Below are 8,360 nucleotides of genomic sequence, written 5' to 3'. Positions count from 1 at the left end.
CTGATAAGCGCAGTGCATCAGGCATTTCTTCGCCGGATGGCGGCGTAAACGCCTTATCCGGCCTACAAAGGTTTGCACTCGTAGGCCTGATAAGCGCAGCGCATCAGGCATTTCTTCGCCGGATGGCGGCCTACAAAGGTTTGCACTCGTAGGCCTGATAAGCGAAGCGCATCAGGCACTTATGGCTAATCCCAACTCACTCTCTGCCAGTGCTTTAAATACCATTGCGACGGCGTGTGCACCGGGGTCCATATTGCCCAGCAGGCTTTCACCGCTGAGATACGATGCGCGACCCGCGTTGGCTTTGCTCGACAGACAGGTACGCTCTGCGCCTGCCTGTGCGGCGTCAAAAGCGGCTTGCAGGTTTTGCGGTTGTGCCAGCAGAGATGTCAGCGCGGGTTGCAGCGCATCAATCATCGTACGGTCACCCTCGTCTGCACCGCCGTAGAACTTCATCTGCGCCAGCCCTGTGTTCAGGGCTTCGGCAACATCAGCCCCTTGCTCCAGCTTCTGCCCGGCGGCGGTAAAGAAGATGGACATCAGTACGCCGCTGGACCCGCCCATCACCACGGTCAGGCGTTCGCCGATCAGGGCGAACAGCGTGGCGAGGTTATTCAGTGGAAGCTGCTCACGATGCAGCAGGTCAGCGATTTCACGTGCACCAGCGGCAAAAGTTGAACCTGTATCACCATCACCTACTTTGGCATCCAGCGCGTTGAGGTGTGCTTCCAGATCGGAAAGCGTTCCGGTGACCTGCTCAATAATCCCGGCGACCAGCGTGTTGGCTGAAGGCTGGAATTCGACACGCGCGCTGCGCTGCGATGATGGCACACAGTTGATTTCGCGTGGTGGGACAGGCGTCGGCCAGCTGCTGGTTTCGACTTCGGTTAACAGCGCTTTTTCGATGCTCTCTTCCAGTACGATGGCGGTCAGCGAGAAACCTTTCATATCCAGGGCGGTGACCAGCGAGGCCGGGCCAATCAGCCAGTCGATACGCGGATGCAGTGGGCTGTTTGCCAGTTCCCGAGTGATGATAGCCATTTCAGCAACGGACACGCCGCCCAGATTATTAATCATCACCGCCAGACGGCCAGTTTCAGGCAGTGCCGCCATGAGTTTATCGACCATCAGAGTCACCACCTGCGCACTGTTTTGGGTAGCAATAACCGAGGCACCAGGCTCGCCGTGAATGCCCATGCCCAGTTCGGCATGGCCCGCATGATGGCGTGGTGCGGTGTCGGTTTCCTGCGGCAAATGGCAACTGGAAATGGCGACGCCCAGGCTGAAGGTGTTACTTGCTGCATACTGCGCTTCACGCAGGACGGTCGCGAGGTTGTAGCCGCGTTCAGCGAAATAGCCTGCCACTTTATGAACCAGGATAGTGCCCGCAATCCCGCGAGGATGCTTGTTATCTGGCAGGGAGATATCGTCGCCAACAATCAGCATTTCGACGTTATAGCCAAGGCGGCGTGCTTTTTCGGCGGCGAGGCCGAAGTTAAGACGATCACCGGTGTAATTTTTAACGATCAACAGACAGCCTGCATCGCCAGTTACCGCCTGGATTGCGGTCAGCACTGCATCTACGCTCGGGGACGCAAACACGTCGCCACAGACTGCCGCGGTCAACATTCCTTTGCCGATAAAGCCAACGTGGGCGGGTTCGTGTCCTGAGCCACCACCGGAGATCACTGCCACGTTATCTTTGTTGAGATCGCGACGAACCACGATGCGAATAGCCGGATCGCTTTCCAGACGCGCCAGATTGTTCCACGGACTGGTGATAATCGTACCGTCGATGACGTCGTTAACAAGTTGGGTACGCTGATTAAAAAAGAATTGAGACATAACGGCTCCTCGAGGTTGAGTGTAAAACAAACCCCCGAATGCATTGTCATGGTGCGGAGGCGATGGGGGAGATTCTGGCGGAGTCAGCGTGGAAAAAAACAGCGGCAAAATGAGTTTCATTACGGAACGTAATTGTTATTTTTTGTTCCGTAATGGAACGTATTTGTGAGAGGAATGATCACAATGCGAGCCCGCTCGACTTTTTTATCGCCTTTTCAATGTTGGCCACACGGCACAGTAAACGTTTTTTTACTGCTTTTAATGGTGTCAGAGAGAGGCAAAGGGAATTCGATTTTCGCGTTCTGCAAGGATTTGCCGGCAAATGAACGGATCGGGATCGCAAACCTTAGTATTTTTATGGTTAATCGTTTCAATATGGAACGCATGTCATTTTTATCTGTTTCATATCAGAACAAAAAGACGAATGATTTTTTTGTTCCCGCCTCGCCATACAGTTATTGCATCGCTCCGGTACCTCCCGTTTTTGCCGTTCGCAACAGGCTAAACAGGTTAACGCCAGGGCTCACCATGTAAAAACATGTACTTATTTGAGGATGAAAGGAATGCTAAAAGTTATTCAATCTCCAGCCAAATATCTCCAGGGTCCTGACGCTTCTACCTTATTTGGTCAATACGCTAAAAATCTGGCAGACAGCTTTTTCGTGATTGCAGATGACTTCGTCATGAAACTGGCGGGAGACAAAGTACTCAATGGCCTGCACAGCCACGGTATTAGCTGCCACGCGGAACGCTTCAATGGCGAATGCAGCCATGTTGAAATTAATCGCCTGATTGCCATTCTGAAGCAGCACGGTTGCCGTGGTGTGGTTGGGATTGGCGGTGGGAAAACGCTGGATACAGCCAAAGCGATTGGCTACTACCAGAAACTGCCGGTGGTGGTGATTCCAACTATCGCCTCAACGGATGCGCCAACCAGTGCGCTGTCTGTTATCTACACCGAAGCCGGTGAGTTCGAAGAATATCTGATCTACCCGAAAAACCCGGATATGGTTGTCATGGATACGGCAATTATCGCCAAAGCGCCGGTACGTCTGCTGGTGGCTGGGATGGGCGATGCGCTCTCGACCTGGTTTGAAGCAAAAGCGTGTTTTGATGCCAGAGCGACCAGTATGGCGGGGGGACAGTCCACGGCGGCGGCCCTGAGCCTGGCACGCTTGTGCTATGATACGCTGCTGGCAGAAGGTGAAAAGGCTCGTCTGGCTGCACAGGCTGGCGTGGTGACCGATGCTCTGGAACGTATCGTGGAAGCGAACACCTATCTCAGCGGCATTGGCTTTGAAAGCAGTGGCCTCGCGGGGGCACACGCCATCCATAACGGCTTCACCATTCTGGAAGAGTGTCACCATTTGTACCACGGTGAAAAAGTGGCGTTTGGTACGCTGGCGCAACTGGTGCTACAGAACAGCCCGATGGAAGAGATCGAAACAGTGCTGAATTTCTGCCAGAAAGTGGATCTGCCGGTAACGCTGGCGCAAATGAGCGTGAAAGACGGCATCGACGCTAAGATTATGGCTGTTGCGAAAGCCACCTGCGCGGAAGGTGAAACCATTCACAATATGCCGTTCCCGGTGACGCCTGAAAGCGTCCATGCCGCGATTCTGACGGCAGACCTGCTGGGACAGCAGTGGCTGGCGCGTTAATCAGACGTCGGTAAGCCTTTTATTCAGTATCTTCTCCCCCTCTGACAGTCTCTGCCGGAGGGGTTGTCTATGGTAAAACAGCGGAAATGGATATGACGGCGCACACTCATGGCATCGGGAAGGAAGTTTCTTCGGTCATTGCTCAGTCATGGCATCGTTGCAGCAAGTTTATGCAGCGGGAAACCTGGCAGGCACCGCATCAGGCGCAGGGACTGACTTTTGCGTCGATTTGCCGCCGCAAGACTGCACTGCTGACGATTGGACAGGCCGCACTGGAAGATGCCTGGGAGTTTATGGATGGACGTCCCTGTGCGCTGCTGATTCTGGATGAATCGGCTTGTATTCTCAGCCGGTGCGGCGATCCGCAGACGGTGGAACAACTGGCGGAACTTGGCTTTCGTGACGGTAGCTACTGCGCGGAAAGCATTATCGGCAGTTGTGCGCTATCGCTGGCGACGATGCCAGGGCAGCCAACAAAAACCTCAGGCGATCAGCATTTTAAGCAGGCGCTGCATCCGTGGTCGTTCTGCTCTACCCCGGTCTTTGATAACCATGGGCGGCTGTTTGGCTCCATTTCCCTGTGCTGCCTGGTGGAGCATGAGTCCGTTTCCGATCTCTCCCTGACGCTGGCGATTGCCAGAGAAGTCGGCAACTCTTTGCTGACCGACAGCCTGTTGGCCGAATCTAACCGCCATCTTAATCAGATGTATGGGCTGTTAGAGAGCATGGATGATGGCGTAATGGCATGGAACGAGCAGGGCGTTCTGCAGTTTCTTAATGCCCGTGCCGCTTTGCTTTTACATCTGGATGCACAGGCCAGCCAGGGTAAAAACATTAATGACCTGGTTAATCTGCCCACCTTGCTGCGCCGGGCGATCAAACATGCTCGTGGCCTGAATCACGTCGAAGTGACTTTCGAAAGCCAGCACCAGTTTGTTGATGCTGTTATTACTCTGAAACCTATCGTTGAAGAACAGGGCAACAGCTTTATTCTGCTGCTTCATCCCGTTGAACAAATGCGTCAGTTGATGACCAGCCAGCTCGGGAAAGTCAGCCACACCTTTGAACAGATGTCGACGGATGACCCGGAAACCCGTCGACTGATCCATTTTGGTCGCCAGGCGGCGAGAGGGAGTTTCCCTATTCTGTTGTGCGGTGAAGAGGGGGTGGGTAAAGAGCTATTGAGCCAGGCTATTCACAATGAAAGTGAACATGCCAGCGGGCCTTATATCGCCGTTAACTGCCAACTGTATGCCAACAGCGTGCTGGGGCAGGATTTTATGGGCAGTGCGCCAACCGATGATGAAAACGGTCGGCTGAGCCGCCTTGAGCTGGCGAACGGCGGTACGCTGTTTCTGGAAAAAATTGAGTATCTGGCACCCGAGTTGCAATCCGCGTTGTTGCAGGTTATCAAGCAGGGCGTATTGACTCGCCTTGATGCCCGCCGCCTGATCCCGGTTGATGTGAAAGTGATTGCCACTACTACGGTTGATCTCGCCAACCTGGTGGAGCAAAACCGCTTTAGCCGCCAACTGTATTACGCATTACACTCCTTTGAAATTGTTATTCCACCGCTGCGGGCACGGCGTAACAGCATTCCGGCGCTGATTCATACACGCTTAAATAGCCTGAAAAAACGCTTTTCATCCAGTCTGAAGCTGGACGATGACGCGCTGGCACAACTGGTTGCCTATTCGTGGCCGGGCAATGATTTTGAGCTCAACAGCATTATCGAAAATATCGCTATCAGTAGCGACAATGGCCATATTCGCCTGAGTAATCTGCCGGATTATCTGTTTGCGGAACGCCCAGGCCTGGAGACTGCATCATCGCTGCTGCCAGCCAGCCTGACGTTTACCGCCATCGAAAAAGAAGCGATTATCCATGCCGCCCGCGTCACCAGCGGACGTGTGCAGGAAATGTCGCAACTGCTGAATATTGGCCGCACCACCTTGTGGCGCAAGATGAAACAGTACGACATCGATGCCAGCCAGTTTAAGCGCAAACATCTGGAGTAGTTTCTTCGATCCTCGCCATCGAGAAGAGGGCGTCGGACAGACGATTGATGTAACGCTTAAGCTCATCACGCAGCGTCAACGTTCTGTCCATGGCGATGAGGAGTCGCTCCAGCCGACGCGCCAGCGTGCGCGCAACATGCAACTGTGCCGATGCGAGGTTTTTCCCCGGAACAACAAACTCTTTTAGCGGACCGCTTTGCGTCATATTGCGATCAATAAGCTGCTCCAACGCCTGAATATCCTCGGGGCTAATCGTCTGTGTTAAGCGAGCAAGTCCCTTCTCATCACTGGCAAGTTCCGCGCCAAGCACAAACAGCGTCTTCTGGATGGTATGTAAATCCTGGCGAAGCGCTGTCAGGCGCGTGCTGGCGTAGCAGACGCCAAGCTGGGAAATCAGTTCGTCCACGGTGCCATAGGCATTCACGCGGATATCGTCTTTGTCGATACGGCTGCCGCCAAACAGCGCGGTCGTGCCCTTATCACCAGTACGGGTATAGATACGGTACATTTATTTTATCTCGCTGAAAGGAAGCACTTTGACCAGTTGACCGGCATTGGCGCCAAGCGTGCGGATCTGCGCCATTCCGGCGGTGATATGACCACGAACCAGCGCCCGATCCTCGGGCAACTGGGCGTGGGTTAACGCAATATCACCCGTGGCGTTGAGACCAAGACCGACACGCAGCGTTGAGCTTTTGGCCGCAAGTTTGCTCAAGGCCAGCGCACAGTCATTCTCGTCGCAACAGACAGTCCGGCATGGGACGCCTTGCTCTTCCAGCCCCCAGCACAGCTCATCAAGCGCGCGGGTATCCTGCCAGCGTGGGTGATAAAACAGATGTACGCTCGGTGATGAAAGTGACATTGCGCCCCCTTTGGATTAGAAAGCCTGACGAAAGATTTCAGCGATCTCTTTCTCGTTCCCTTTACGCGGGTTCGAGAACGCGTTGCCATCTTTCAGCGCCATTTCCGCCATGTAAGGGAAATCGGCTTCTTTGACGCCCAGCTCCTGCAAATGCTGTGGAATACCAATATCGGCGGAAAGACGGGCGATGGCGCGAATGGCCAGCTCAGCGGCATCCATGGTTGACAACCCGTCGGTGTTCTCGCCCATAAACTCAGCGATATCAGCAAATTTCTCCGGGTTGGCGATGAGGTTATAACGGGCGACGTGTGGCAGCAGTACCGCATTGGCCACGCCGTGCGGCATGTCGTACAGACCACCGAGCTGGTGTGCCATCGCATGAACATAGCCGAGGTTGGCGTTGTTGAAAGCCATACCGGCCAGCAGAGAGGCATAGGCCATATTTTCACGGGCTTTCAGGTTGCTGCCCAGCGCGACGGCCTGGCGCAAGTTACGGGCAATTAGACGGATCGCCTGGATAGCGGCGGCATCGGTGACCGGGTTAGCATCTTTGGAAATGTAAGCTTCCACGGCGTGGGTCAGGGCGTCCATCCCGGTCGCGGCGGTAAGTGGTGCTGGTTTACCGAGCATCAGCAGCGGGTCATTAATGGAAACCGACGGCAGGTTACGCCAACTGACAATCACAAACTTCACTTTGGTTTTGGTATTGGTCAGCACGCAGTGGCGGGTGACTTCGCTGGCGGTACCCGCGGTGGTATTGACCGCAACGATTGGCGGCAGCGGATTGGTCAGCGTTTCAATTCCGGCGTAACTGTAGAGATCGCCTTCGTGCGTGGCCGCGATACCGATACCTTTACCGCAGTCATGCGGGCTACCGCCGCCAACGGTAACGATGATATCGCACTGCTCTTTACGAAATACCTCCAGACCGTCGCGCACGTTGGTGTCTTTAGGGTTTGGCTCTACGCCGTCAAATACGACCACCTCAATCCCGGCTTCACGCAGATGTGCCAGCGTTTTATCTACCGCACCGTCTTTTATCGCCCGCAGACCTTTATCGGTGACCAGCAGCGCTTTTTTACCGCCTAACAGTTTGCAACGTTCGCCGACAACGGAAATAGCATTTGGGCCAAAAAAGTTAACATTCGGCACAAGGTAATCAAACATACGATAGCTCATAATATACCTTCTTAGATTTAAATTATAATTCAGAGAAACAATTCAGTGCGGTCTCGGCCAATAATCTATCTTGTTCTACAGTGCCGCCACTAACACCTACGGCACCGATTAATTGTCCGTCGAATATAACAGGTAAACCGCCACCGAAAATAACGATTCGCTGCTGATTGGTGAGCTGTAAACCATATAGAGAAGCACCAGGTTGTACTGCATCGGTAATTTCATGTGTGCCCTGCCGCAGACAGCAGGCGGTCCAGGCTTTATTGAGAGAAATATCACAACTGGTGACAAACGCCTCGTCCATACGCTGCATCAGTAGCGTGTTTCCGCCGCGGTCAACCACGGAAAAGACTACTGGAACGTTGATTTTAAGCGCTTTTGCCTCGACGGCAGTCGCCATTTTCTTTGCGGCCGCCAGCGTAATGGTGGCGATTTGTTGGCTCTTATTCACAGTATCTCCTGACAAGGTTGTAGGGCTGAGGTCGCAAAAAATATCGCGCTACAGCTATTTTTTCTCATTGGGTTTTCTGTATTTTCTCGCGGCGCGTTATTAAGTCAATAGTGTGGATTTTTCTAAAATATTAATTTTATTTCCTGTGTTTGGCATTTATTGATAATGATCATTTAAGCGCGTCACAATTCTTCGTGGATATTCCCGTGGACCGTTTCAATATGAAACGCTGACATTTAAATATGTATCAAATTGGAACGCAATTAATTTTATTTTTTTATCGGCCTGCTCATTTAAAGTTCGGCTATTGCTGATAAAGGCGATTGCTGGGGTGATAGAGCACC

Annotated in this window: 7 protein-coding genes and 1 pseudogene; 2 read left to right on the top strand and 6 right to left on the bottom strand. The window is 53.2% G+C overall.

Features of this window, described 5'->3' with window-relative positions:
• Together QMN38_RS27055 and QMN38_RS22550 are read right to left on the bottom strand one after the other, a co-directional pair.
• Positions 1 to 100, bottom strand: a pseudogene (locus tag QMN38_RS27055) (hypothetical protein); the annotation flags it as partial.
• A 71-nt stretch (positions 101 to 171) separates the two neighbouring features.
• Positions 172 to 1,845: a glycerone kinase gene (locus QMN38_RS22550; protein ID WP_323606078.1), complete on the bottom strand. Its 1,674-nt coding sequence runs from the start codon at positions 1,843 to 1,845 to the stop codon at positions 172 to 174.
• 563 nt (positions 1,846 to 2,408) lie between these two features.
• Here QMN38_RS22550 and QMN38_RS22545 point away from each other — a divergent pair.
• Positions 2,409 to 3,506: a glycerol dehydrogenase gene (locus QMN38_RS22545; protein WP_323606077.1), complete on the top strand. Its 1,098-nt coding sequence runs from the start codon at positions 2,409 to 2,411 to the stop codon at positions 3,504 to 3,506.
• Positions 3,507 to 3,598: 92 nt separating this feature from the next.
• A complete protein-coding gene (gene dhaR / locus QMN38_RS22540; protein WP_323606075.1) occupies positions 3,599 to 5,524 on the top strand; it encodes a dihydroxyacetone kinase operon transcriptional regulator DhaR in 1,926 nt (641 codons plus the stop codon).
• On the opposite strand, the gene QMN38_RS22535 is transcribed toward dhaR, so the two are convergent.
• The 4 genes from QMN38_RS22535 to QMN38_RS22520 are packed head-to-tail and all read right to left on the bottom strand — an operon-like array spanning position 5,502 to position 8,016.
• Positions 5,502 to 6,032 carry a cob(I)yrinic acid a,c-diamide adenosyltransferase gene (locus QMN38_RS22535; protein ID WP_271442454.1) on the bottom strand — a complete coding sequence of 177 codons (531 nt, stop codon included), beginning with the start codon at positions 6,030 to 6,032 and terminating at the stop codon, positions 5,502 to 5,504. The two genes, dhaR and QMN38_RS22535, sit on opposite strands and share 23 nt — an antisense overlap.
• The gene (locus tag QMN38_RS22530) at positions 6,033 to 6,386 is read right to left on the bottom strand and encodes a glycerol dehydratase reactivase beta/small subunit family protein (RefSeq protein WP_271442455.1); all 354 of its coding nucleotides are present in this window, start codon (positions 6,384 to 6,386) and stop codon (positions 6,033 to 6,035) included.
• Positions 6,387 to 6,401: 15 nt separating this feature from the next.
• Entirely contained in the window at positions 6,402 to 7,565 is a 1,164-nt protein-coding gene (gene dhaT, locus QMN38_RS22525) for a 1,3-propanediol dehydrogenase (protein WP_271449670.1), read from the bottom strand.
• A gap of 22 nt (positions 7,566 to 7,587) precedes the next feature.
• On the bottom strand, positions 7,588 to 8,016 hold the full coding sequence (locus QMN38_RS22520; RefSeq protein ID WP_271442457.1) for a GlcG/HbpS family heme-binding protein: 429 nt from the start codon (positions 8,014 to 8,016) through the stop codon (positions 7,588 to 7,590).
• Between the last annotated feature and the right edge of the window lie 344 nt (positions 8,017 to 8,360).

Source organism: Citrobacter sp. R-1.5.2 (genome assembly GCF_035064245.1).
GTDB lineage: Bacteria > Pseudomonadota > Gammaproteobacteria > Enterobacterales > Enterobacteriaceae > Citrobacter.
The sequence above is the reverse complement of the archived record's forward strand: the minus strand, read 5'-3'. Positions and strand labels throughout refer to the sequence as shown.